The sequence below is a fragment of the Kitasatospora sp. NPDC048722 genome, assembly GCF_040650235.1.
Taxonomy (GTDB): Bacteria; Actinomycetota; Actinomycetes; order Streptomycetales; family Streptomycetaceae; genus Kitasatospora.
Map to the genome: position 1 here is coordinate 1 of NZ_JBEZGX010000177.1, position 1,314 is coordinate 1,314.

Here is a 1,314-nt window from a genome sequence, read left to right on the forward strand (position 1 = left end):
CTTGAGTTCTAGGGATCGTTGCAACACCCCACTTCAAGGGGTGCGATGTTCGAGATCCGGAAGAACCGGACGGTGGCTCAAGGGTCGAGGACCCTGGTCCGTGAGCGGGAGGAATACTTCCGGCTCATGGACCAGGGCCTGAGCAGTCGGGAAGCGTGCGAACGCGTCGGGATCAATCTGCGCACGGGCAAGCGCTGGCGCAACGGCCGCAACGCCTCAGGCAAGGACAAGGCCAGGCCACCGATCCTGGAGCCGTTGCCGACTGCCGGCCCGTCCCGGTACCTGCGTGAGGCGGATCGGGTCCACATCGCCGACCGGCTGCGGGAGAAGGCGTCCATCCGGACGATCGCCGCTGAGCTAGGCCGCAGCCCCTCCACGATCAGCCGCGAGATACGCCGCAACGGCACTGCCCTGCCGGGGGACGGGCACCGTCTGGCCTACCGCCCGCATGCCGCCCAGGCCCGCGCCGACACCCGCCGCCCCCGGCCCAAGCCGCGCAAGATCGGCCAGAACCCGGAGCTTCGGGGCTTCATCCAGCACCATCTGGACAGGAAGTGGAGCCCGGAGCAGATCTGCCAGGCTCTGCGGGACACCTTTCCCGAGCGGCCGGAGATGCACGTGGTCCACGAGACGGTCTACCAGGCCCTCTACGTCCAAGGACGGGGAGAACTGCGCCGCGAGCTGGCCGGCGCCCTGCGCAGTGGCCGCGCGCGCCGCAAGCCGCACCGCCAGGCCAACTGCCGCCAGCCCAGGTTCGCCACCCCGATGGTCATGATCAGCGAGCGCCCGGCGGAGGTCGAGGACCGCGCGGTTCCCGGACACTGGGAAGGCGACCTGATCCTCGGCAAGGACAACGCCTCCGCCATCGGCACCCTGGTCGAACGCCACACCCGCTACGTCATGCTCCTGCACCTGCCGAACGGCCGCACCGCCGAGCACGTGCGCGACGCCCTCGTCGAGACCGTCCAGACCCTGCCCGCCCACCTGGTCCGCTCGCTGACCTGGGACCAGGGTTCCGAGATGGCAGCCCACGGCTCATTCACGGTGGCCACCGGCGTCCCGGTCTACTTCTGCGACCCCGCCAGCCCATGGCAACGCGGATCGAACGAGAACACGAACGGCCTGCTGCGGCAGTACTTCCCCAAGGGCACCGACCTGTCCGTCCACACCCCGGAGGACCTGGTCCACGTCGCCGCCGAGCTCAACGGTCGCCCACGCAAAACGCTCGGCTGGGAAACCCCAGCCGAGCGTCTGCATAAACTCATCGCGGCCTAGACAACCGACCACGTGTTGCAACGACCCCTAGAAACCGCC

The 1,314-nt window shown here is 68.9% G+C and carries 1 protein-coding gene; it reads left to right on the top strand.

Features of this window, described 5'->3' with window-relative positions; genetic code table 11:
• Positions 1–126: 126 nt before the first annotated feature.
• Positions 127–1,275 carry an IS30 family transposase gene (locus tag AB0C76_RS41370; protein ID WP_359975958.1) on the top strand — a complete coding sequence of 383 codons (1,149 nt, stop codon included), beginning with the start codon at positions 127–129 and terminating at the stop codon, positions 1,273–1,275.
• The last annotated feature ends 39 nt before the right edge of the window (positions 1,276–1,314 follow it).